Genomic DNA, 22,349 nt, shown 5'->3' with positions numbered 1-22,349 from the left:
CAGCCCTTACAATAAAGATAACTATAGAAGTTTCAGTTTAAGTAAGTATGATATCGATCCACCGTGAGACGCTGTAATGCAATTAGATGGCGAGGAATGAAGGGGGCTTGAAGTTGAACGATAAGGGATTTAAAGCAGAACATATTGATGAATTACTTGCCTCCAGGCTTCCCGTTTTAATTTGGGTTTCCATTGTATATATCGCGACTGTAATTATGCAGTTCCTTATAGATCCATTGATTTTTCAAAGCGCTGTTTTCACGGGACTATTCATCATTCATGGCGCGCTGCATTGGAATTCCTTTAGAATTAGCCGCAAGTACTTTTGGATCTATATTCTAGTTCAGGAAATCCTCATTTACTTATGTGCTATTCTAATGAGAGAAGCTTATCAACCTGTGCTCATCGGTTTGCTTCCTGTTTTAATCGCACAGAGTTTGAGCATCTCCTTTCGGATTAAAAGAATATTGTTTGTCTCACTCGCTAGTCTTATTGTCTTTTTTGATGCGGCTCTAACTGTGGGAGAGCGAGAGGAACTTCACCTGCTGTTTCCATTTTTCACATTAATGCTGATTGTGGTTATGGCCTATGCGGTGCTGTTTTTTCGGCAAGTGCAGGAACGCCTTAGAATACAGAGCTTCCTTCATGACTTGCAGGAGGCGCATAAAAAAGTGGAGGAGCTGACGTTATCCAATGAAAGGCAGAGAATGGCCCGGGATTTGCATGATACGTTAGCGCAAGGAGTCGCTGGAATAACGATGCAATTGGAAGCTGTAGATGCTCATATGACCCAAGGCAACCTGGACAGGGCTCAGAGCATCATTAAGCTATCCATGCAGCAAGCTCGTCGGACACTGGCGGATGCCAGGAAAGCTATCGATAATCTGCGGCTCAAGTCGTCTTCCGAGATCGACTTCAAAGAAGCGATTCAGGACGAGGTTCAACATTTCAAGGATTCCACAGGGATTCCTGTCTTTACAGACATTCAACTCACGAAGCGTTCATCCAGGCTGATTATGGAACATAGCTTGCATATCATTAAGGAGAGCCTGACGAATATTGCACGGCATGCACAGGCCAACGCGGTGAGGCTAAGGCTGTTTAACGAGAAGGAACGGTTGTTCATTCAAGTGATCGACGATGGAATTGGATTTAATATAGATGATATTGGCAAAGATGTAGGTCACTATGGGCTGCTCGGCATTCAGGAAAGGGCTAGACTCATTGGCGGTGAGGTGAGCGTGACCAGCAGCTCCGAGGGAACAACAATTACGGTGGATGTGCCATTCGTAGAGGGAGAAATGACATGAGCGTTATCAAAGTATTAATTGTAGACGATCACTTCGTTGTTCGTGAGGGTCTGAAGATGATTTTGGAGACAGGGGAGCAGTTTCAGGTAGTGGGTGAAGCTAAGGATGGTCAGGAGGCTTTGGCCATGATTGACAAAGTTCTGCCGGACGTCATTCTGATGGATCTGAATATGCCGGTTATGAGCGGTCTGGAAACGATGAAGGTTCTAAAGAGAGAAGGCTCCGCTATACCTGTCATCATTTTAACGACTTATAACGAGGATGAGCTTATGATTAATGGGCTGGCCTTGGGCGCCAAAGGTTATTTGCTCAAGGATACAAGCCGGGAGAACCTATTTAGGAACATAGAATCAGCGGTTAGAGGGGAAGCTCTGCTCTCAGCCGACATCATGGAGAAGGTAATGAGCGCCAGAGAGAGACAGGCCCAGGGCTCGCCAAGCCCTGAGGTAAATCTGCTGAGTGACAAAGAAACATATATTTTACAGTGTGTTGTGAAAGGGTTTAGGAACAAAGAAATCGCTCATGATTTAGGCATATCTGAACGAACCGTCAAATCCCATTTGACGAACATTTATAACAAGCTTGGGGTGGATAGTCGTTCACAAGCGGTAGCTGTAGCGATGGAACAGCGTATACTGAATATGTAGACGGGACATGCGACAGTTCGCCTGTCCTTTTTACTGCCCGAAAGGGCAGGCTACTCCGCCCCTTTGGACGATGCGGCTAATTTTGTTTAGCAGTATGCTAGCAGCATGGGAGGGGATTATCAAATGACTCGTCTTTCAGTGATCGTACCCATTTTCAATGGTGAAAATGAGATATTAGACCTTTATCTCCGTATGACGGAGGCGTTCCAAGATAAAATAGATAATTATGAAATCATATTTATAAATAACGGAAGTAAAGATCAGAGCGCGCGGGTGCTAGAGGAGATTTCTCTGAATGACCTTCAGGTCAAGGTGGTTCATCTGGCCCGCAATTATGGGAAAACAGCTGCGATTAAGGTTGGAATCCATAAGTCCACTTCGGAGCTCATTTCGCTCATGGATACCGATAATCAGATCGAGCCCAGGGATTTATTGAAGTTCATGCCTTTCATGGCGAAGGTGGACTTTGTGAACGGAAGACGCATATATTACAAAAGCAGTCTAAGAAGCCTATTAACTCTGCAGCTTGGAAATCGCATTCGAAATTGGATTACAGGGGATCGGCTTCGGGATACGGATTGTCCGATGAAATTATTTAAGCGCGAAGTGGCAGACCACTTTTTTTATTTTAATGGCATGCATCGCTTCTTACCCACCATGGCTATGATGAGCGGCTTCTCGATTATCGAGGTTTCAGTGACGTGCGCAAGTTCCAGTCAAAGAAGAGGGATACACAATCTTTGCACGGGGATCCGGGATGCTATGCTTATGCGCTGTATAAAAAAGCGGGCTCCAAAGTATAAAGTTATAGGAGATAACTGCTAGTAATCCAGGGCTATGAATTGCGGCTACCTTGCTTTTATGCTATAAAGGATGTAGTTTATGCCTGTCCGCGAGGGTCCGGCGTATGAATAAGGCTGTGAAGGAGCTGTTACCCTTATGTCTATTGAAATGAATACGGAAGACGTTATCAACCTGATCAAAACCAGCAAGAAGAAGACGCCTGTTAAAGTATATGTCAAAGGCGACTTAGACTCCGTGTCCTTCGGCGAAGGCTCCCAAAGCTTCATCTCCGGCGGAAGCGGTGTAGTATTCGGCGACTGGGCCGAAATCAAGAGTGTTCTGGATGCGAACAGCAGTAAAATTGAAGATTATGTCGTTGAGAACGACCGCCGCAATTCGGCTGTGCCGCTGCTCGACACCAAAAATATCAATGCCCGCATTGAGCCGGGCGCTATCATTCGCGATATGGTGGGAATCGGTGATAACGCTGTGATCATGATGGGCGCTGTCATCAATATCGGCGTGGAAATCGGTGAAGGCACCATGATCGACATGGGTGCTGTTCTCGGCGGCCGCGTTAAGGTCGGCAAAATGTGCCACGTAGGCGCAGGCTCTGTCCTGGCTGGCGTCATTGAACCGCCTTCTGCTCAGCCGGTAGTGCTGGAAGATGATGTGCTGGTAGGCGCAAACGCGGTTGTGCTTGAAGGCGTGCGTATCGGACAAGGCTCTGTAGTTGCTGCAGGCGCTGTAGTTACCGAGGATGTTCCTCCGTTCTCCGTGGTGGCGGGTACGCCGGCGCGCGTGATCAAGCAGGTAGATGACAAGACCAAGTCCAAGACTGAGATTTTGCAGGAGCTGCGCTCCCTGTAAGGGGAGAAGCGGTTTGCGCTACAGAAGAAGGCCCGGCAGCCTAAGAGCCGGGTCTTTTTGTTAAAGCTGATCTGCCAAGAAGCGGCAGGGATATATTCGATTCACAGAAAGGTTGAGGAGAAGTGAGCATGATTGAACCGAATGAGCTGATTCGCGTCCGCCGCGAGCTGCATCAAATTCCTGAGCCGGGATTTCAGGAATTCAAGACCCAGCGCTATCTTCTGGATTACATCGCTAAGCTTCCGCAGGAGAGACTGGAAGTTCGAACTTGGCGTACAGGCATACTTGTGAAAATCAAAGGCACCGCGCCCCGGCGCCGCTTCGGTTATCGGGCGGATATGGACGGACTTCCGATCACAGAGGAGACCGGCTATGAATTTCGCTCCCAGCATGAAGGGTATATGCATGCCTGCGGCCATGATATGCATATGACGATCGGCCTCGGCATCGTCTCTCACTTTGCCCGGCAGCCGATGCAGGATGACCTCATCGTGCTATTTCAGCCGGCAGAGGAGGGTCCGGGCGGAGCCCAGCCGATGCTGGAGAGCGCGGAGCTGGCAGACTGGATGCCGGAACAGATCGCGGCGCTGCATGTAGCGCCTGAGTATCCGGTCGGCACGATCGCTACGCGCCCGGGCATCCTGTTCGCCAACACCTCAGAGCTGTTCATCGATCTGATCGGCACCGGCGGCCATGCAGCCTATCCGCATAAGGCGAACGATATGGTAGTGGCCGGCTGCCAGCTGGTCGGCCAGCTTCAGACGATTGTGTCCCGCAACGTTGACCCGCTGGACTCGGCGGTGGTAACCATCGGCAAAGTGGAGGGCGGAACAAAGCAAAACATCATTGCCGAACGAGCCCGCTTGGAAGGGACTATCCGCACTTTGTCCGCCGAATCCATGCGCAAGGTGAAATCGCGCATCGAGGCTCTCGTGAAGGGCATTGAGATGGGATTTGACTGTAAGGCGGAGATCGACTACGGCGCCAACTACCGGCAGGTTTATAACGAAGCCGAAGTGACGGGCGAGCTGATGTCATTCTTGCGCGAGCGCAGCGATGTGAACCTGGTGGAGTGTACAGAGGCGATGACGGGAGAGGACTTCGGTTATTTCCTGGAGCGGATTCCGGGCTTCATGTTCTGGCTTGGCGTAGATACGCCCTATGGACTGCACCATGCGAAGCTTGCTCCGAATGAAGACGCCATGAAGCTGGCTGTGCGTGTTATGACAGACTACTTTACCTGGAAATCAGAGATGGGAAAGTAAAGATATCGGAACATAAATAGGGGATGCCTTTAGAGTCACAGCGTGATCTTAAAGGACATCCCCTTGTTGTTATAGCTTGTTAATGAAGCCTTCCAGACGATCCAGCCCTTGTTCCAACACTTCCTGGCTGTACGCATAGGAGATCCGGATATGGCCCTCTCCATACACGGAGAAGGCATCGCCTGGCACTACAGCGACCCCGGCCTCATCCAGCAGCCTTAAGGCGAACTCCATGGAAGGGATGCCGAAGCGTTCGATCGAAGGGAACATGTAGAACGCTCCTTCAGGCTTCTCCAATGGCAGGCCCATGGCGGTAAGCCGGGCATGAACATAGTCGCGCCGCTTACGGTAAGCTTCCTTCATCGGCAGGGCATCGTCAAAGCCTTCCGTCAGCGCCTCGATAGCCGCATACTGGCTGATGGAGCTGGCGCATGTAACATTATATTGATGCACCTTCACCATGTGCTGGGTAAGACTCGCAGGAGCGAGCGTGAAGCCGATGCGCCAGCCTGTCATCGAATGGGATTTGGACAATCCGTTGATGATGATAGTCCGCTCCCGCATGCCGTTCTGGCTGGCAATGGATGCATGCGGCGCGTCATAGATCAGCTCGCTGTAGATTTCGTCCGAAATGACGAAGATCTCCCGCGCTGCCAGCAGCTTGGCGACGTCCTGAAGCTCTACTGCATTCATGACCCTGCCGGTCGGATTGGAGGGATAGCCCAGGATGACGGCCTTGGTCCGTTCGTTCAAATGCGGCGCTATCAGTTCGGCCGTCAGCTTGAAGCCGCTGGAGCGCGTATCGACCAGCACAGGCTTGGCACCTGCCAGCCGAATCAGCGGCTCGTAACCAGGATAGATCGGTCCTGGCAGAATGACCTCGTCGCCTGGAGTCAGGATGGTTCTTAGCGTGATATCCAGCGCCTCGCTGGCTCCATTCGTGATGATAACCTCATCCAGTCCGTTATAATGCAGCCCATACTTGCGGGAGATGAACGCTGCTGCGGCCTTACGCAGCTCAGGAAGACCCGCGTTGGGCGTATAGACGGTCCGGCCTGCATCAATAGCGCGGTGAGCGGCCTCCAGAATGTGGGTTGGGGTCGGGAAATCCGGCTGTCCGATCGTCAGAGAGACGGCATTCGGATAGTTCGCGACCTGGTTGGCAATTTTGCGGATTCCGCTGATTTGAATATTTTTAACCTGGGTGTTAATCAGATGTTCCATCGCGTCTGTACCTGCCTTCATCTAGGTTCTGTTTAGAACAGTGTACACCACTGCGCTTTGATCATAAAGCTTAAGCCTCGGGTTGAGCTTCGCTTGCCTGAAGTGCTTTTCTATGTGTGCTCAGGCCCCGCAAAACCACAATTAGATAGATACAGAGCAGCACATTCAGCAAGGATGTAAGGAATAGGGGGATACTGTAGGAAGTTCTGCCCGCAGTCTGATGATAAAAAATGTTGAACGAATCGCTGGAAATGGTCAGGCTGAATCCCAGCGCCGTCCACAGGAGCCGCCGACCCGCGGAACTCGATGAAGGCCATCAGGCCAGATCATATGCCCCATTAATAGCTGGCCTAACTGAATATTGGCTTAATGCTGCTTGATCGTTAGCCTAGTGTTGTATACTTGGGGGACAGAATACGATTGAAGGAGTGACGAATCATCTATGAAGATACTAGTTTCTGGCTTTGAACCCTTTGGCGGAGATCCGGTTAATCCGACGGAGCAGCTGGTTGCCGCACTTGCGGAGGAATCCTTTGCGGGAGGGGAGGTTCATACCGTCCTGCTGCCCGTAACCTTTGATGAATGTGCGGACAAGCTGATCCAGGTCATGGAGGAGGTTCGCCCGGATGCCGTCATCTGTTGCGGTTTGGCCAAGGGCCGAACCGCGATTACTCCTGAGCGGATCGCCATTAATGTGAAGGACATCCCAGCGAGCTCTTATGCGGACAACAGTGGCGGCAGACCCGTTGATCTGCCGATCCGTGAAGGCGGGCCGGACGGGCTGTTCGCAACACTGCCGATTCGCGACATGGTAACAAGGCTCATAGAGCAGGACATTCCTGCCACCCTGTCCAATACGGCCGGGACTTTTATCTGCAATAATACGATGTACCGTGTTCTTGACTATATCGGTACCCGGAAGCTGCCTACGCTTGCCGGTTTTGTGCACTTCCCGGCATCCTCGGAGATGGCCATCCAGAGCCCGTCCGTGCCGAGCCTGCCGCAAAGCATACTCCTAAAGGGGCTGCGGATCATGGTGCAGACCACGTTGGATGTTCTGAATAAGCGAGGCTAAAGGGAGCTTTTAGGGATTAGCGAAATTTTCAGGTGGCGCTCAGTGTACTTTCAGGTTGGCGTTGTAGGATAGGTGTATCCTAAGTTACATAATCCTGAAGGGAAGATCGTTATGAACATTTCGTCCATTGCTGGCAGCAGTTCCAGCGCCAGTTATTCATCATCCGCCACGAAGCGTGCAGGCCTTTCCAGCACCACAAGCTCGGCTGAGCTGGAGCGGCAGAAGGCCAAGCTTGAGGCGGAGCTGGCCAAAGAGACGGCCAGCCAGGAGGATGAGAAGACCAAAGCGCAGAAGGTGCAGCAGCTTCAGCAGCAAATTCAGCAGATCGAGCTGCAGATTGCCCGGAGCAAGCAAGCGGCTGCGGATGGCGGCAGTGGGCAGGAGGCTGAAGCAAGTTCACAGACTAGCCTTGTGAAGTCTCAGCTTGGGGTGAATATGGCTGCAGCAGCAGGCTCTATTGATATCCATATTTAAGAAGAGTACAGTAGATTGTTGAGCAGGTGGTCGCTAAAGGGAATCCTCCCGGCGGATCGCCTGTCTTTTTTTTCGAGTATTCGCTATCCTCTGTAACAGAAAGCCTTGAGCCAGCCGACATAATAAGAACAGGATAACCTGGAATATACGGTAAAAGGATGGACCCTGTTGTGGTTAAGCGCTGGATCATATTGTTGATAAGCTTCTTTGTTGTTATTGTGCTGCCCTTATATGGGGTTTTTTATATTTTGAAGGAAGAGCATCCGAAGGCCCAAAACGGAATTATTGACCTGAGGGGCTGGGACTTTGACCGGGAGGGAACGGTGCCTTTGGATGGGGAATGGGAGATATATCCGAATCAGCTGCTCACCCCGATGGATTTCGTTGGTGCTGATGGCTTGCTCCCTAAGCCCGAGCGGATTCATGTCCCGGGCAAATGGAACGAACTGATGTCACAAGAGGCTCACGGCTATGCGACTTATCGGCTTCATATTCGCTTAGGGGCTCGGACTTCTGACGATTATGGTATTCGGGTGACCAATATTCGTATGGCAAGCCGAGCCTTTCTAGGGGGGAGCGAGCTTGGAGCAAGCGGGAGACCGGGAGTAACCCCTAAGGATACGGTGTCTGGTAACATCCCCTTTGCGGGCGTAACGGGGATCTCTGGACCTGAGGTTGAGCTTATAGTACAAGTATCCAATTACAGCTATTCCTCTGGAGGAATTGTTAATTCCATTCAATTCGGCAATGAAGACTCGATCCGAAAGAGCCAGGAGCTGGCCTGGATGCGCGATATAGGAACGCTTGCCGGGTTCCTAATTCCGGCAGTTTTCTTTCTGTTCCTCTTCCGGCTGCGCAGGCAGGAGCGAGCCCTGCTGTACTTGGGGATGTTCTGTTTTTGTGCAGCGGTTTTTGTGCTGACTCACGGCGAGAAGATGATCGGAAGCCTTCTCCCAGGTCTTCCTTACGAACTGGTGATGCGGGTTCAGCTGATCTCATCGGCCCTGGTGTACTTCTACTTAATGAGATACATTGATGCGCTTGTTCCGGGCGTGATGCACAAATGGGCGGCTAAGCTTGCCGCTGTCTTGACCTTGCTTCAGCTTCTGATGGGAACATTGCTGTCCCCCGCAGAGTTCTCCCGGCTGGAGCCGGTGATGATGTTTAGTGCGTTTGCTATTATAGGTTACATTGTCTTTATTATGGGAAAATGGATCGTTAAGTGGCCAGAAGATGTAGACTTCATGCTGATTAGTGCCATCAGCGTCATTATGGTCATCTTTCTGAATCTGATGTCCGTGTTTGGGATTCTGGATATTCAGTTCCTGGCTCTCTATGAGATGATCTTCTTCGTGGCAGCCCAGGCGCTGATGCTTGCCCGCAGGTTCGCCCGGTCCTTTCACGAAGTGGAGAGTTTGTCGAAGAGGCTCCTGACACTGGATGGCCTGAAGGATGAATTTATGGCGAATACCTCCCATGAGCTGCGCACGCCGCTGCACGGCATGATCAACATCGCACAGTCTATGCTGGACGGGGCCGCCGGGGAGCTTAGCCCGAAGCAGGCCTCCAATCTGTCTATGATTATGTCTACAGGCCAGCGTCTTACGCTCTTGGTTAATGATATTCTCGATTTCGCGAAGCTGAAGAGCGGCGAGGTTGTGCTGCGCCGCCAGACCGTAGAGCTGGCCGGGGCGGCCCGTTCGGTCGTGGAACTGATCCTCTACCTGATCGGACGTAAGAATATCCAGCTGATCCAGCAGTGGCCCGAAGAGCTGCTCTATGTGGAAGCCGATGAGGACAGGCTGCGGCAAATCATCTACAATCTTCTAGCTCATGCCGTCAAGGAGACGGCGGAAGGAGAAGTGAGGATCTGGGCGAAGCCGGGTAAATCTGTAGTAACGGTGTCGATTGCAGACAGCAGTGGGCCTGGGGCGGCTGATCAGCTGAGTGAACTGCTTCGTAACCTAGTGGAAGCAGGTGGCTTCGATTCCCGTCTGGACAGCAGCGGCTGGCTCGGCCTAGTTACGGCCAAACAGCTGATTGAGCTTAGCGGAGGAAATCTGTGGATCGAAGCCTCCGTTCATGGAGCCGTTCTCCACTTTACACTGCCTGCTGCACAGCTTGAGCAGATTCCTGCACAGGCCAGACAGGTGGTTCATGGAACCAGAAGTCAGAATTCCGAGACAGGAAGCGCCTGGACAGCGGCGCGGGAGGTCAGTGCCGGAGAACAGTCTGACAGTGGCAGGGACGCTATTCTGGTCGTAGATGACGATCCGATCAACCGGCAGGTGCTGATCAATCTGCTATCGACAGAAGGCTATTCTATAGTGGCCGTTCCTGGCGGACAGGAGGCACTGGACGAGCTGGCGCTTCAGCTGCAGTTCAGCCTTGTAATTGCGGACTGGATGATGCCTGGCATGTCCGGGATTGAGCTGTGCCGCAAGCTCCGTGAGCGTTATACGCTGTCCGAGCTTCCGGTGCTGATGCTCACGGCACGGAACCTGCCAGAGGACATAGAGAATGCCTTCCGGGCAGGCATCAACGACTTCCTCAGCAAGCCTGTAGCAGCCAGCGAGCTGCGGGCTAGGGTGCGGACGCTGATTGAGATGAGGCGCTCGGTACAGGCGGAGATTCGTACTGAAATGGCTTTTTTGCAGGCGCAGATCAAGCCTCACTTTTTGTATAATGCGCTGAATGTCATTATCGCTACCTGTCCGGTTAATCCGGATCTGGCAACAGACCTGCTGATAGAGCTCAGCCAATATTTGCGCGGCAGCTTTGACTTTCAGAATAGGGACCAGATGGTGCCGCTCCAGAAGGAGCTGGAGCTGGTCCATTCCTATGTCGTGCTGGAGAAAGCGAGATTTGAGGAGCGGGTTGATGTGGAGTTCGAGACTGATGAGAGCATCCGCAACTGGCTGCCCCCGCTCTCCATTCAGCCTATCGTAGAAAATGCGATTCGCCACGGCATTATGCAGCGGGCTGAGGGCGGCAAAGTAAAAGTAGCTATTCGCGAGAAAGCAGCATCTATAGAAGTGCGGGTAAGCGATAACGGTGTGGGCATGACGCAGGAACAGGTGCAGCGGGTGCTTTCTGGCCGCGGCCTAGGCGGAGTAGGCCTGCTTAACATTCACCGCAGGCTGATGTCGCTGTACGGCAAGGGGCTTGAGATCACAAGCCACCCTGGTCATGGAACCGAGGTCAGCTTTGACATTCCAAAGTCGATCTAGCAGTCAGCCTGTTCAGAATTGGTTCAGGAAGAGCACTTATACTGGGCGTAAACTTGCGGTTCAATCTACCGCAGGTTGTACTGCAAGAGCGGACTATCTCTATCGCCGACAGGCGGCAGGGCTGGTGTTCCGCCCAGAAATGAGGGAACAAGGTTGATACATGCTTATTTGCTTGATGCGGACCGATTGGCTAGAGAGGAGCTGAAGCAGCTGCTTGAGCAGTCCGGCCGGGTTAAGGTGGTCGGCTCGTCCTCTCAGGCGGCTGCGGCACTGGAGCAGATCGGACGCCTTCAGCCCCAAGTGCTCTTTGTAGATACGCAGCTGCCGGGTTCACTCGGGGTTGAGGCTGCAGAACGAGCTTTGCAAATTGCCAATAACCTAAAAGTTGTTTATATAACGTCACAGCGGGTACACGCATTATCCGCTTTTGAACAGAAGGCTTTTGACTATATTCTGAAGCCGCCGACCCGCAAGAGGCTGGACCGGGTGTTGTCCCGTCTCTCCGGAAGAGCCCCAGGAAAGGGCGGACATCCATTTTGCACAGAATGACGGGGAGATGAAGGAATGAAGGCAGTATTGATAGACGATGAGAATCCGGCCCTGCTTCATCTGGAAAGGCTGCTGAAGGCCGACGGACGTATAGATTGTTTGGCACGTTATACTTCTGCTGGCGCCGCCTTGGCAGCTTCGGAGCTTGAACAGGCTGACGTGGTATTCTTAGACATTGGCATGCCTGAAATGAACGGTCTGGAAGCGGCTGAGTATATTCAGCAGAAGAATAAAGGGATTGAGATTGTCTTTGCTACGGCTTATGCAGAGTATGCGGTAGAAGCCTTTGAACTGGAGGCGCTGGATTATTTGCTGAAGCCGATCAGTCCGGCACGGCTGGGCAAATCCATTGATCGGATGCTTGCCTCTCGGAAGAGTAGGCCGCAGCCCTCGAAGGAACAACAGACTGACCCTCCCCGGATCAGATGCTTCAAGCGGCTTGAGGTCGAGGTGGGAACTGGAACCGCTGCGGCTCCAATACGCACTTTGAAGTGGAGAACGCTGAAGTCCCGGGAACTGTTTGCTTACCTGCTGCACCATCAAGAAGCTTGGGTGCACAAGGAGGTGCTGCTGGAGGAGCTTTGGCCCCGGCTCACCGTGGACAAGGCGTTAACGCATCTGCATACTTCGGTGTATCAGATTCGGAAGATGCTGAAAGATGCGGGTCCAGCCATGGCCCTCGAATATAGTCTGGACCGGTACCGGCTGCTGCGTCCAGGCATTAAGACCGATGCGGAGTGTTTTGAGACGCAGACGAATTTGAGGGCTAGACTGAATCAAGACAATTATGGGGGAGCTAAGCAGGTCGCTGCTCTATACCGTGGAGACTATTATGAGGAGCAGGACTATGCTTGGGCGCAAGCAGCCCAGCGGAGGCTCTATGGGCGTTACTTTAGCCTGATCCTGCGGCTGTCGCAGTATGAGCTTCGCCAGGAGCTGCCGGATTACCGGGCGATTCTGGACAGGCTGAAGGAGCTGGGCGAGAGAGAGCCTTATTCGGAGGAAATATGCCAGCTTATGCTGGAGACTCTAGCCGGGCTCAAAGATTTTGCAGGGATGGAGCATTATTATGACAGCTATACCCGCCTGATCCGTGAGGAACTGGGGGTTGAGCCAGGCCCGTATATAAGGGAGTGCTATCTTCGGTATATGGTGAACTGAAGGCTTTGGGCTGGGGACTAAAGGGAAGCTTGCCGCTGCTTGAATTACATCCCGCAAAAAGAGTATCCTTGATAGGGAGATGACCTTAGGAGGTCTCTTTAACCAAGCTGTATAAAGGAGAGAGTGCCATGAGTCATTCAGATAAAAAAGAAGAAATTCTGGAGGCTTTTCGCTTTAGACATGCTACCAAGTCTTTTGATCCGGAGCGTAAAATCTCTGACGAGGATTTCAACTTCATTTTAGAGACAGGACGTCTCTCACCAAGCTCGATTGGTCTTGAGCCATGGAAGTTCCTCGTCGTTCAGAATCCGCAGCTCAGGGAGAAGATTCGGGAAGTGTCCTGGGGAGCGCAAGGGCAGCTGCCGACAGCCAGCCACTTTGTGATCATCTTGGCCCGGAAGGATGTACGCTATGATTCCGAGTATTTGTATCATCAGATGACCAAGGTCAAACAGATGCCGGAGGAGCTGGTAGCGAAGATCACCCAAGAGCGTTACAAGACCTTTATGGAATCAGACTTCCATCTGCTGGAGAGCGAGCGCAGTCTCTTCGATTGGGCTTCCAAGCAAACGTACATCGTGCTGGCGAATATGATGACTGCTGCGGCTCAGATCGGAATTGACTCCTGTCCAATAGAAGGATTCGATCAGGACAAGTTGAACCAGCTGCTGGAAAGCGAAGGTCTGCTCGAAGATGGGCACTATGGCGTTAGCGTGATGGTTGCCTTTGGACATCGGGCCAAGGAGCCTCGTCCTAAGACAAGAAGAGCCACAGAAGATGTAGTGAAGTGGATTCTATAAACAACAAAAAGCAAAAAAGGGCTGGCCTTTGATCATTTGCAATTGATCGATTAGGCCGGCCCTTTCTTTTTAAGCTTCATCCGCTATAGAAAGCTTTCACTTCTGTCCCTTTCCGCTGTTGAACTGCAGCCAGTCCCACCCGGAGCGGAGCACCTCCTTGAGCCCCGGGTTCTTAATGACATAATAGGGCACCAGCCTGCCGCCCCACTGAGCTTTGGCTTCCGAGACGGAAGCCAGGTTCGCACCGCCAAAGTCAAAGGAGGTGATGCCGCTCAGGTGCAAGTCCTCCAGCTCAGCATACTGAAGGAGCTGGGCAGCCCCGCTGGATAGATGCTCGCTCTTGCTGGAGGCGATCCAGCCGAGCGCGCGGGATCCTCCGAGCAGGATCGAGATATTGGCACTGACAGCCTCGCCTTCGGGCGAATAACAAGCATAGCAGCGGAACGTGTCGTCGCCAAGCAGGCTTCGGGCCAGCTCCAAGTCCGCTGTCTGAAGCTGATGACTGAAGCCCTTGCGCTGCTCGGTTCCGGCAAGACAGGCATGCACCTCCTGCATATTGTAGGTTCGGGCTGCGCGGTAGCCGGCTTTTACGGCTTTTTTGAGCCTGCCGCGTGCCGACTGGCTGATCATTTCAGGTGTGCAGGGGAGATCTATGTAATACGTATACTTCACATCCACTTTAAAGCCCCTCCAGAGGAAAGGGCGAATATCTGTAAATTCAGGCGGCAGACAGAAGCTGGCATAGCCGCCGACCTTAAGCAGCTCGCTGCACAGCGCATCCGCAGCCTCATGCCACTGCCGTTCGATCCGGTAATTTCTAGAGGTTGGAGTCGGCTTAAATAGGGTAGGATGATAGGGGTTGAGCGGCGGCAAATACAGCTTGCCTTGATCGTTTAAGAAGAACATGCTTTCTGCATACGCATCGGAGGAAGAGGCTTCGAACCGGGCGGACAATACCCGGCAGTTCCATTTGATACGGTTAAATTCAGCCCATGCCCGCAGGAATTCCGAATCCATCATGATTGATTGAGGAAATCTCCTTTCTATACCATCATCTTATACTTGTTTATTCCATAGATATGAAAATGGGTTTGCCAGAAGAACATTTTCCACGATATAATATATACATAATTTACCATATTTACCTATTTTAATAGATTGTGAATCATGTATGACATCGGAGGGATAAATCATGGTAAAGCGCATCGTCAAAGGTGTTACGCTGGGTACGCTGCTGGTGGCCGTGAGCACGCTCTGTTCTCGGGATTCTTCCGGCGGCAAGGTCCACATCTCTGCCAATCTGATCAATGTAAGGGATTACGGGGCCCGCGGTAATGGGCTGTGGGATGATACGGCAGCCATACAGAAGGCTCTGGATGCCGCCGCCAAGCTTGGAGGTGCATCTGTTTATTTTCCGAAGGGAACCTATCTGGTTCAGGGGAGCAAAACGCTCCGTGTTAGCAGCGGTACTACGCTCTATGGTGAGGGAAGTGCATCCGTAATTAAGGCATCGCCCCGCACCTTCGGATGGGAGATGATGAGGCTCTCCGGCCATGATATCGAGATTCGGAACCTGGCTCTCGATGGTAATCAGCAGGTGAACCGCGTGCTGGTCATTGGCGGAGGAAGCAGCCGGATTACCCTAACCCGTCTGGTAGTGTCCAATGCAGCACAAAGCAAGGACAAGAACAGCGACTATTATTCGGGGGTTATAGCCGGAATCGTAGTCTATGGAGATACCCAGACAATCCGGATTTCCGATATAGAAGTGAAGAATGTCGTTGCCCGTAATCTTTCCGAAGGAAGCATGGTCGCCCGCGGCATTTACGTGACCACCACCTGGGGATCGAGGGAGCTGCCGGCACATGACGTAGAGATTCGCGATTCGCATATACACCATATTGGGCCCGCGGATGATGGGGACGGCCTGTATGTAGAGGACCCTCACATGGATAGCGGCAATGGGCATGATATGGAGGTTAGAATCATCAACAACACCTTCGATCATTGTGCCAAGCGAGCGATTAAGATCTATGCGGAAGGGATCGAGGTCGAAGGTAACCGGATTATCAACTCCTATTTGAACGATAACTATTTCCAAGGAACACAGAAGGGCAAGCTGGCACCGGATATGTATGCGGCCATCAGCGTATATGGAAGCAGCAATTCCGTGATGAATAACATCATTGAAGGAAAGGGCAGCTTCTATGCGGCGATCGAGGTCGGCGACGGTGAGACTGTGCGGGACATATCCATCAAAGGCAATACGGTGGTGATGGGAGCCCGCAGCTCCATTCAGGGAACAACCTCCATTCGGCTTGGCAACATTGAAGAATTTACGATAGCAAATAACACACTCCGCCATGGAGAGCGCGGTATTTGGACCTGGCAGAACGCCAAGGACGGCCTGATTCAAAGCAACGATATTCAGATGAGCCAGGGCGGAGGCATTGATCTTACGACTTATCTGCCTGGATACTTTCAGCAGGATATACAAGTGCTGGGCAACCGGATCTCCGCCAGAAACTTCCGCGTTCAGCTTGGTCCTACAAATTGCAATGTTGTGGTTAAATAAGGCTTGTCACCTCTATGCAATCTAAATATACGCGCTCCCGTAAGGTTCTATGCCGGTAGAGAAGTCCGGTATAGAACCTTTTTTTGTGGCATATCAGAGAACTCGGCTGGACTGTCACTGAAATTTTAGAAAAAAGCTTCTAAGCGGAGCGAGCCGCTCATACGATGACATATAACGAGCGGACAAGAGTGCGTGGGCTGTGCAGACTCGGCTTTTGTTCTTCAAAAAAGATGAGGTGAGTACATTTGGATGTAGGCCTGTTGTTCACCGCAGTCAGGCGCCACTATTTGGCCTGCCTGATAACCTTGGGATTATGTGTGGGTGCGGGGTTCTTAATAAACCAGCTGATTCAGCCCCAGTACAGGGCTCAGGCCAGCTTGGTGGCCAATCTTCCCGGAGACAGCGAGTCGGGCACCTACAATGAGTTCTTGGCCAGTCAGATGCTGACCAAGACGTACGAGGATGCCATTCAGAGCCGCTATATTGCCAACGAGGTAAAGCAGAGGCTGAACCTGAAGGAATCGGTCTTCCAGCTCCTTGCCAAGATTGAAGCGCGGACAGATCCCGGCACGTTGGTCATTCTTCTGCAGGCCGTGGATGACAACCCCAAGCAGGCGCTGAGGCTTGCGAACGCCTTTGCGGATGCGTTTATTCTGAAGTCCAAGGAGATTGTACATAACGCGAACATTCGCGTGCTCGACTACGCTGATCCGGAGGAGACTGCGGTCCCGGTCAGTCCGAAGAAGAAGCTGAATCTGGCGCTGTCGCTGTTCATTGGAATTGGAGCGGCGCTATGTATCTCGCTGCTGCTGGAGAAGCGGCGGGCGAGTCGCAGGCGCAAGCGTCCTGTGGAGAGCGGAATTCGTGAAGATGCATATCCCGGCCCTGCAGAGAGCAGAGGACCTAACCATGAAGGAGTGACACAAGCATGATTGAATTCGCAGTGGTCGGCTGCGGCCATATTGCCAGCAAGCATATACAGGCGATCCAAGAGGTCCCTGGCGCAAGGCTTGCCGCCTTGTGCGATCCGGACCTCGGGCAATTGGAGCGTGCCGGACAGGGGCTTGCGGTCAAACGGTTCAGGAGCATGGAGGATATGCTGAGAGAAGCGCCGGAAATTATGGCGGTATGTATCTGTACGCCAAGCGGCCTGCATGCCGGGTTAGCGGTTGCGGCGGCTGCGGCCGGGAAGCACCTCCTGATCGAGAAGCCGCTCGCCTTGACCCTTAACGCAGCGGATGAGGTGGCAGAGGCGGTGCACCGGGCAGGGGTGAAGGCCGCGGTAGTGCATCCGAACCGCTACCGTCCTGCGATGATGGCGCTTAAGACGGCGCTGGAAAGGGGAGTATTCGGACGGCTTAGTCACGTCAATGCCACCATCCGGTGGAACCGCAGCCAGCAGTATTATGATCAGGCGGCCTGGCGAGGCACCCGGCTGATGGATGGCGGGGTGCTGATGAATCAGGCCATCCACAGCATCGACCTGCTGCAGTGGCTGTTTGGCCCTGTCACTGAGGTGAAGGGGCTGGCTGCTACCCGGCTTAGAAGCATGGAAGCCGAGGATGTGGCTGTAGCGGCTCTGCGCTTCGAGCAGGGAGCCCTCGGGGTGCTGGAAGCGGCCACCACGATCTATGATCACAGCCTGGAGGAATCCATCAGCGTGTTCGGGGAGCGGGGGTATGCCGTGATTGGCGGCCCGGTGGCGAACCGAATTGTTCATTGGGAATGCGATTCCATGAGCGCAGAGCAGCAGGAGGCTCTGAAGCAGGAGATCAACAGCAATCCTCAGGGCGCGGGAGGCCATGCCGAACTTATCCGCGATATGGTTCAAGCTATCGCAGAAGACCGCCCCCCTGCGATTACGCTGGAGGATGGACGGCGTGCAATCAAGCTGGTCCTGGATCTGCTTGCGGATGCCGAGGCACAGCGCGGTATATATGCGGAAATGGGAGGAACACGATGAACACGCCTAAGGAAACAGCTGACTCGCTGCTGCAGGAGAGTCTGCTGCAGCGGCTGAACGACAGAACCGCCGTGATCGGGGTGATCGGACTTGGCTATGTGGGGCTGCCACTCTCGGTAGAGAAAGCCAAGGCCGGCTACCATGTGATTGGATTCGATGTGCAGGCCGGGAAGATTGATATGGTGAACGCCGGCTATAACTACATCGGAGATGTCGTCGATGAGGATCTTCGCCTGATGGTAGAGAGCGGGAGGCTGCGGGCCACCGCCGATTATGCGTTCCTGCGGGAAGTGGATGCGGTGGCGATCTGCGTCCCTACCCCGCTGGATCTTTACCGGCAGCCGGATACGAGCTATGTGGAGAATTCGGTCCGGGAGATTGCCAAGGAGCTTCATCCGGGAATGCTGGTCGTGCTGGAGAGCACGACCTACCCCGGAACGACCGAAGAGCTGATCCGTCCCATTCTGGAAGCGACAGGTCTAGTATGCGGCCGGGATTTCTTTCTGGCCTATTCCCCGGAGCGGGTCGATCCAGGCAACAAGTCCTACAACACGAAGAACACCCCTAAGGTTGTAGGAGGTATAACGCCTGCATGCTCTCAGATTGCCGCAGCCTTATACCGGCAGGTGCTGGAGGGGGAAGTGAAGGTGGTTTCAAGTCCGGCAGTGGCTGAGATGGAGAAGATCTATGAGAACACCTTCCGCCACATCAATATTGCCCTTGCCAATGAGATGGCGCTGCTGTGCAGCCGGATGAATATTGACGTCTGGGAGGTCATTGAGGCAGCAGGCACGAAGCCTTATGGCTTCATGGCCTTCTATCCGGGACCGGGCCTTGGCGGACACTGTATTCCGGTGGACCCGTTCTACCTTACTTGGAAGGCCAAAGAGTATAACTATCATACGCGGCTGATCGAGCTGGCAGGAGAGATCAACAATGCCATGCCGGAGTTTGTCGTTCAGCGGATCGGGGACGTTCTGAACGAGCACCGGAAGGCGGTGAGCGGCTCCACCGTTTATCTGCTGGGTGCTGCTTATAAGAAAGACATTGATGATTACCGGGAGTCGCCGGTACTGAAAATGATAGAACTGCTGGAAAGCAAAGGTGCAAAGGTGATCATCAGCGATACGCATATCCGGAGTATCCGGCACCGCCAGCGGGAGTATGCCTGCGAGGAAATGACACCCCAGCTGCTTGCATCCGCAGATATTGCTGTCATCACAACCGATCATTCCGGTTTTGATTATGAGCTGATTGCTAAGGAAAGCCGGATTCTCTTCGATACCCGCGGCGCGCTGCGCAGCCGGAAAGGTCTGAAGCCGGAGGCTTACTATTTGTTATAACAAGGAGCTTAGAAGCCTATGAACTATTTCGCACATCCAACAGCTATCATCGATCAGGGAGCCGAGATCGGCGAGGGTACCCGTATCTGGCACTACTCACATATTTCGCCGGAGGCTGTGATCGGTCAGAATTGTACGCTCGGGCAGAACGTCTATATCGCATCAAGAGTTCAGATTGGCCGCGGCGTCAAAATTCAGAACAACGTGTCCGTCTATGAAGGCGTGGAGCTGGAGGACTACGTCTTCTGCGGTCCGAGCATGGTGTTCACCAATGTGGCAACACCAAGGTCGGCCTTCCCGCGCAATACGCCATCTGACTACCTGCAGACACGGGTCAAGCGGGGAGCCTCTATCGGAGCTAACGCCACGATTGTCTGCGGAATCACGATTGGAGAATGGGCGCTAGTTGCTGCGGGGGCTGTCGTTACGAGGGATGTTCCGCCCTATGCCCTCTATGCGGGCGTTCCCGCCAAGCGAACAGGCTGGGTCTGCGAATGCGGCAGCACACTAGCTTTTGTTCAGCATCAGGCCGTCTGCGGGGACTGCGCAAGGGCCTATCAAATGGAGCATGACCAGGTAAGCAAAATTCAAGAAGGCGAGGGTAACCATGGAACCTAGTGTACTGAGCTCTTATCCGGGACGAATTCCGGCGCTTGACCTGACCGCTGAAACGCAGCGGCTGAAGCCGCAGCTGATGGCGGCCATCGAAGAGGTGCTGGATCGCGGAACCTTTATTATGGGGCCTAATGTGAAGGCATTTGAACAGGAGGCCGCCGATTATCTCGGTGTGCGCTATGCTGTCAGCATGAATTCGGGGACCGACGCGCTGGTCATCGCCCTCTTGGCGTCCGGCATTGGGCCGGGGGATGAGGTGATTACGTCTCCCTTCACCTTCTTTGCTACTGCAGAAGCGGTCAGTCAGGTCGGAGCTGTTCCCGTCTTCGTCGACGTGGAACCGGATTCGTTCAATCTGAACCCGCAGCGGGTGGAGGAGGCGATTACTCCTCGGACCAAAGCGATTCTGCCCGTGCACCTGTTCGGCCAACCGGCGGATATGAACCGCCTGACGGATCTGGCAGAGGAGCATGGGCTCCGGCTCATTGAGGATGCGGCCCAGGCTTTCGGCGCCAGATGGCAGGGCCGCATGGCCGGCTCCTTTGGAGATGCGGGATGCTTTTCCTTTTTTCCATCCAAAAATTTAGGGGCATTCGGAGACGGAGGCCTGCTCGTTACGGATCAGGAGGAACTTGCGGAGCGGGCCGCCATGCTGCGAACCCACGGCTCCAAGAAGAAATATATGAATGAGAGCCTTGGCTACAATTCTCGGCTGGATGAGCTGCAGGCCGCGATTCTGCGCATCAAGCTGCCTTACCTCGACGAGTGGAACCAAGCCCGGCGAGAGGCGGCCGGTCTCTACCGGGAGCTTCTACAGGATGTGGAGGGGGTCCTTCTCCCGAGTGTCCGGGAAGAGGCGGAGCATGTCTACCATCAATTCACCCTGCGGGTCCAGGGAGGCAAACGCGATGAGCTGAAGGCGCGTCTGGACGAGGCAGGGATCGGCAGTATGATCTATTATCCGCTGCCTGTGCACCAGCTTCCGGTCTACCGCCATCTGCAGCTGCATCTTCCCGTGGCGGAGCAGCTGTCACAGGAGGTGCTGTCGATCCCGATCTGGCCGCATATGGAGGAGGCCGTCCAAGCCTATGTTGCAGGTCAGGTTCAACACGCGCTGCAAATCTGAGGTGGAGGGCTCATGCTTGCATATTTGAAGAAGCTTGCTCTTGATAAATTTCTGCGCAGTGTCTTTGTTCTGGCAGGCGGGACGCTGGCAAGCCAGCTGATTATCCTGGTTACGCTGCCGGTCATTACACGGCTGTACAGTCCTACCGAATATGGCACCTACTCCATGTACCTGTCCATCATCGGCATTCTGCTGATGCTGGTCTCCTTCTCCTATGAGAATGCCATCACTCTTCCTGAAGATGACAAGACGGCCTTCAGCGTCATCCGTTTATCCCTCAGCATATGTGTGGGCGTCAGCCTGGCCAGCGGCATCGGAATTTATATCCTAAGAGAGCCGCTCGGATCCTGGCTTCATGAGTCCTATCTGCCCCATTACTATTTTTTCTTCATTATCAGCCTGTTCGGAGCGGGCTTCTATCAAATTCTGAATTACTGGTCCATCCGTAAAAAATACTTCAAACAGCTGTCCCGCACCAAATATACGCAAAGCCTGAGCCAGGTTTCCGCCCAGATGGGGCTTAGCCTTATGCACTGGGGGCCGCTGGGCTTGATCTTGGGCGACATCGCGGGAAGGTTCGGCGGTCTGATTCCGCAGTGGAGGCTGTGGCGCAGGGATGCCCGGCGCCATGAGGAGAAGCCTGGATGGGCGGATCTCAAGGAGACCGCCTACCGCTACCGCAGGTTCCCCCTGCTGTCTACGGCTTCGAACATGCTGAACGGCCTCGGTTTATATCTGCCGACCGTTCTGTTCGCCTCCTTCTACGGACCGCAGGTGGCGGGTTGGTTCGCGCTCGGGCAGCGGATTTTGGGTTCGCCTATGACGCTGATTATGTCGTCGGTAAAAAGCGTTTATCTGGCCGATTCCTCCGAGTATATGGTGAAGGACCCGGGGAAGCTGTACCCGCTCTTTCGAAAGACCGTGCTGCATATGTTCATCATGGGCCTGGCTATGGTTCTGCTGTTTGTATTTGTCGCCCCCTATGCCTTCTCTTATCTATTCGGAAATGAATGGCGGGAGTCCGGTGAATTCATTCGGATTCTGTCGCTGATGTATCTGAGCCAGTTCGTCGCCAATTCGGTCGGCACCACCATTGATGTCATGGAACGGCAGGATCTGCACCTGTACCGGGAGATTGTGCGGACGATTCTAGTGCTGGGTGCGCTTCTAGCCGCCTGTTATACGCATCAGTCTGCGGAAACTGCGCTCTGGCTCTACAGTGCAGCTTCCACATTGGGCTATGTGCTGCATTTGGGACTGTCCTGGTGGTCTGTCCGCAAATACCGCCAGACGGAGTCTGCCGAGCTGCCGGCTTCTACGGCGGAAAGGGGGTAAGCGG

At 53.3% G+C, this 22,349-nt stretch carries 20 protein-coding genes; 18 read left to right on the top strand and 2 right to left on the bottom strand.

Features of this window, described 5'->3' with window-relative positions:
- Positions 1 to 113 precede the first annotated feature (113 nt).
- The 5 genes from DCC85_RS21160 (at position 114) to DCC85_RS21140 (ending at position 4,875) form a co-directional block, all read left to right on the top strand.
- Positions 114 to 1,310 carry a sensor histidine kinase gene (locus tag DCC85_RS21160; RefSeq protein ID WP_159081940.1) on the top strand — a complete coding sequence of 399 codons (1,197 nt, stop codon included), beginning with the start codon at positions 114 to 116 and terminating at the stop codon, positions 1,308 to 1,310.
- Entirely contained in the window at positions 1,307 to 1,957 is a 651-nt protein-coding gene (locus DCC85_RS21155; protein WP_108467343.1) for a response regulator, read from the top strand. The genes DCC85_RS21160 and DCC85_RS21155 overlap by 4 nt, the downstream gene beginning before the upstream one ends.
- 123 nt (positions 1,958 to 2,080) lie before the next feature.
- Entirely contained in the window at positions 2,081 to 2,782 is a 702-nt protein-coding gene (locus DCC85_RS21150; protein WP_159081939.1) for a glycosyltransferase, read from the top strand.
- Between the two features lie 114 nt (positions 2,783 to 2,896).
- Positions 2,897 to 3,610: a 2,3,4,5-tetrahydropyridine-2,6-dicarboxylate N-acetyltransferase gene (dapD, locus tag DCC85_RS21145; RefSeq protein WP_108467341.1), complete on the top strand. Its 714-nt coding sequence runs from the start codon at positions 2,897 to 2,899 to the stop codon at positions 3,608 to 3,610.
- Positions 3,611 to 3,738: 128 nt separating this feature from the next.
- Complete coding sequence (locus DCC85_RS21140) at positions 3,739 to 4,875, top strand: N-acetyldiaminopimelate deacetylase (protein WP_108467340.1); 1,137 nt, start codon at positions 3,739 to 3,741, stop codon at positions 4,873 to 4,875.
- A 69-nt stretch (positions 4,876 to 4,944) separates the two neighbouring features.
- Here DCC85_RS21140 and DCC85_RS21135 read toward each other — a convergent pair whose 3' ends face one another.
- Entirely contained in the window at positions 4,945 to 6,099 is a 1,155-nt protein-coding gene (locus DCC85_RS21135) for an aminotransferase A (RefSeq protein ID WP_108467339.1), read from the bottom strand.
- Between the two features lie 442 nt (positions 6,100 to 6,541).
- On the opposite strand from DCC85_RS21135, the gene pcp reads away from it, so the two are divergent.
- From pcp to DCC85_RS21105, 6 genes are all read left to right on the top strand, one after another.
- Complete coding sequence (gene pcp / locus DCC85_RS21130; protein WP_108467338.1) at positions 6,542 to 7,174, top strand: pyroglutamyl-peptidase I; 633 nt, start codon at positions 6,542 to 6,544, stop codon at positions 7,172 to 7,174.
- Positions 7,175 to 7,285: 111 nt separating this feature from the next.
- Complete coding sequence (locus DCC85_RS21125; protein ID WP_108467337.1) at positions 7,286 to 7,648, top strand: FlxA-like family protein; 363 nt, start codon at positions 7,286 to 7,288, stop codon at positions 7,646 to 7,648.
- Between the two features lie 170 nt (positions 7,649 to 7,818).
- Entirely contained in the window at positions 7,819 to 10,878 is a 3,060-nt protein-coding gene (locus DCC85_RS21120) for an ATP-binding protein (protein WP_234414256.1), read from the top strand.
- 153 nt (positions 10,879 to 11,031) lie between these two features.
- Entirely contained in the window at positions 11,032 to 11,427 is a 396-nt protein-coding gene (locus DCC85_RS21115; RefSeq protein ID WP_159081938.1) for a response regulator, read from the top strand.
- Positions 11,428 to 11,442: 15 nt separating this feature from the next.
- A complete protein-coding gene (locus tag DCC85_RS21110) occupies positions 11,443 to 12,588 on the top strand; it encodes a response regulator (protein ID WP_108467334.1) in 1,146 nt (381 codons plus the stop codon).
- A 128-nt stretch (positions 12,589 to 12,716) separates the two neighbouring features.
- Positions 12,717 to 13,388, top strand: coding sequence for an NAD(P)H-dependent oxidoreductase (locus DCC85_RS21105; protein WP_108467333.1), 672 nt, complete (start codon positions 12,717 to 12,719; stop codon positions 13,386 to 13,388).
- Positions 13,389 to 13,484: 96 nt separating this feature from the next.
- Here DCC85_RS21105 and DCC85_RS21100 read toward each other — a convergent pair whose 3' ends face one another.
- The gene (locus DCC85_RS21100) at positions 13,485 to 14,408 is read right to left on the bottom strand and encodes a GNAT family N-acetyltransferase (protein ID WP_108467332.1); all 924 of its coding nucleotides are present in this window, start codon (positions 14,406 to 14,408) and stop codon (positions 13,485 to 13,487) included.
- A 172-nt stretch (positions 14,409 to 14,580) separates the two neighbouring features.
- Here DCC85_RS21100 and DCC85_RS23680 point away from each other — a divergent pair, with 172 nt between their 5' ends.
- The 7 genes from DCC85_RS23680 (at position 14,581) to DCC85_RS21065 (ending at position 22,345) form a co-directional block, all read left to right on the top strand.
- Positions 14,581 to 15,963, top strand: coding sequence for a glycosyl hydrolase family 28-related protein (locus tag DCC85_RS23680; RefSeq protein WP_108467331.1), 1,383 nt, complete (start codon positions 14,581 to 14,583; stop codon positions 15,961 to 15,963).
- A 245-nt stretch (positions 15,964 to 16,208) separates the two neighbouring features.
- A complete protein-coding gene (locus tag DCC85_RS21090; RefSeq protein ID WP_108467330.1) occupies positions 16,209 to 16,895 on the top strand; it encodes a YveK family protein in 687 nt (228 codons plus the stop codon).
- Positions 16,892 to 17,926, top strand: a complete 1,035-nt coding sequence (locus DCC85_RS21085; protein WP_108467329.1) for a Gfo/Idh/MocA family protein — start codon at positions 16,892 to 16,894, stop codon at positions 17,924 to 17,926. The genes DCC85_RS21090 and DCC85_RS21085 overlap by 4 nt, the downstream gene beginning before the upstream one ends.
- The gene (locus DCC85_RS21080; protein WP_108467328.1) at positions 17,923 to 19,269 is read left to right on the top strand and encodes a nucleotide sugar dehydrogenase; all 1,347 of its coding nucleotides are present in this window, start codon (positions 17,923 to 17,925) and stop codon (positions 19,267 to 19,269) included. The genes DCC85_RS21085 and DCC85_RS21080 overlap by 4 nt, the downstream gene beginning before the upstream one ends.
- A gap of 18 nt (positions 19,270 to 19,287) precedes the next feature.
- Positions 19,288 to 19,887, top strand: coding sequence for an acyltransferase (locus DCC85_RS21075; RefSeq protein WP_108467327.1), 600 nt, complete (start codon positions 19,288 to 19,290; stop codon positions 19,885 to 19,887).
- On the top strand, positions 19,877 to 21,010 hold the full coding sequence (locus DCC85_RS21070) for a DegT/DnrJ/EryC1/StrS family aminotransferase (RefSeq protein WP_108467326.1): 1,134 nt from the start codon (positions 19,877 to 19,879) through the stop codon (positions 21,008 to 21,010). Before DCC85_RS21075 ends, DCC85_RS21070 begins: the two co-directional genes overlap by 11 nt.
- Before the next feature lie 12 nt (positions 21,011 to 21,022).
- Positions 21,023 to 22,345 (top strand): lipopolysaccharide biosynthesis protein, encoded by a 1,323-nt coding sequence (locus tag DCC85_RS21065; RefSeq protein ID WP_108467325.1) that lies wholly within the window; start codon positions 21,023 to 21,025, stop codon positions 22,343 to 22,345.
- Positions 22,346 to 22,349 lie beyond the last annotated feature (4 nt).

The sequence above is a fragment of the Paenibacillus sp. CAA11 genome (assembly GCF_003060825.1).
Lineage (GTDB): Bacteria > Bacillota > Bacilli > Paenibacillales > Paenibacillaceae > Fontibacillus.
The sequence above is the reverse complement of the archived record's forward strand: the minus strand, read 5'-3'. Positions and strand labels throughout refer to the sequence as shown.

Excerpts from the sequence above, each read along its gene's own strand:
- DCC85_RS21105 (WP_108467333.1), top strand. The coding sequence starts at position 12,717 with ATGAGTCATTCAGATAAAAAAGAAGAAATTCTGGAGGCTTTTCGCTTT.
- DCC85_RS21110 (WP_108467334.1), top strand. The coding sequence starts at position 11,443 with ATGAAGGCAGTATTGATAGACGATGAGAATCCGGCCCTGCTTCATCTG.
- DCC85_RS23680 (WP_108467331.1), top strand. The coding sequence starts at position 14,581 with ATGGTAAAGCGCATCGTCAAAGGTGTTACGCTGGGTACGCTGCTGGTG.
- DCC85_RS21135 (WP_108467339.1), bottom strand. The coding sequence starts at position 6,099 with ATGGAACATCTGATTAACACCCAGGTTAAAAATATTCAAATCAGCGGA.
- DCC85_RS21075 (WP_108467327.1), top strand. The coding sequence starts at position 19,288 with ATGAACTATTTCGCACATCCAACAGCTATCATCGATCAGGGAGCCGAG.
- dapD (WP_108467341.1), top strand. The coding sequence starts at position 2,897 with ATGTCTATTGAAATGAATACGGAAGACGTTATCAACCTGATCAAAACC.
- DCC85_RS21155 (WP_108467343.1), top strand. The coding sequence starts at position 1,307 with ATGAGCGTTATCAAAGTATTAATTGTAGACGATCACTTCGTTGTTCGT.
- DCC85_RS21070 (WP_108467326.1), top strand. The coding sequence starts at position 19,877 with ATGGAACCTAGTGTACTGAGCTCTTATCCGGGACGAATTCCGGCGCTT.
- DCC85_RS21080 (WP_108467328.1), top strand. The coding sequence starts at position 17,923 with ATGAACACGCCTAAGGAAACAGCTGACTCGCTGCTGCAGGAGAGTCTG.
- pcp (WP_108467338.1), top strand. The coding sequence starts at position 6,542 with ATGAAGATACTAGTTTCTGGCTTTGAACCCTTTGGCGGAGATCCGGTT.
- DCC85_RS21100 (WP_108467332.1), bottom strand. The coding sequence starts at position 14,408 with ATGATGGATTCGGAATTCCTGCGGGCATGGGCTGAATTTAACCGTATC.
- DCC85_RS21085 (WP_108467329.1), top strand. The coding sequence starts at position 16,892 with ATGATTGAATTCGCAGTGGTCGGCTGCGGCCATATTGCCAGCAAGCAT.
- DCC85_RS21125 (WP_108467337.1), top strand. The coding sequence starts at position 7,286 with ATGAACATTTCGTCCATTGCTGGCAGCAGTTCCAGCGCCAGTTATTCA.
- DCC85_RS21150 (WP_159081939.1), top strand. The coding sequence starts at position 2,081 with ATGACTCGTCTTTCAGTGATCGTACCCATTTTCAATGGTGAAAATGAG.
- DCC85_RS21140 (WP_108467340.1), top strand. The coding sequence starts at position 3,739 with ATGATTGAACCGAATGAGCTGATTCGCGTCCGCCGCGAGCTGCATCAA.
- DCC85_RS21065 (WP_108467325.1), top strand. The coding sequence starts at position 21,023 with ATGCTTGCATATTTGAAGAAGCTTGCTCTTGATAAATTTCTGCGCAGT.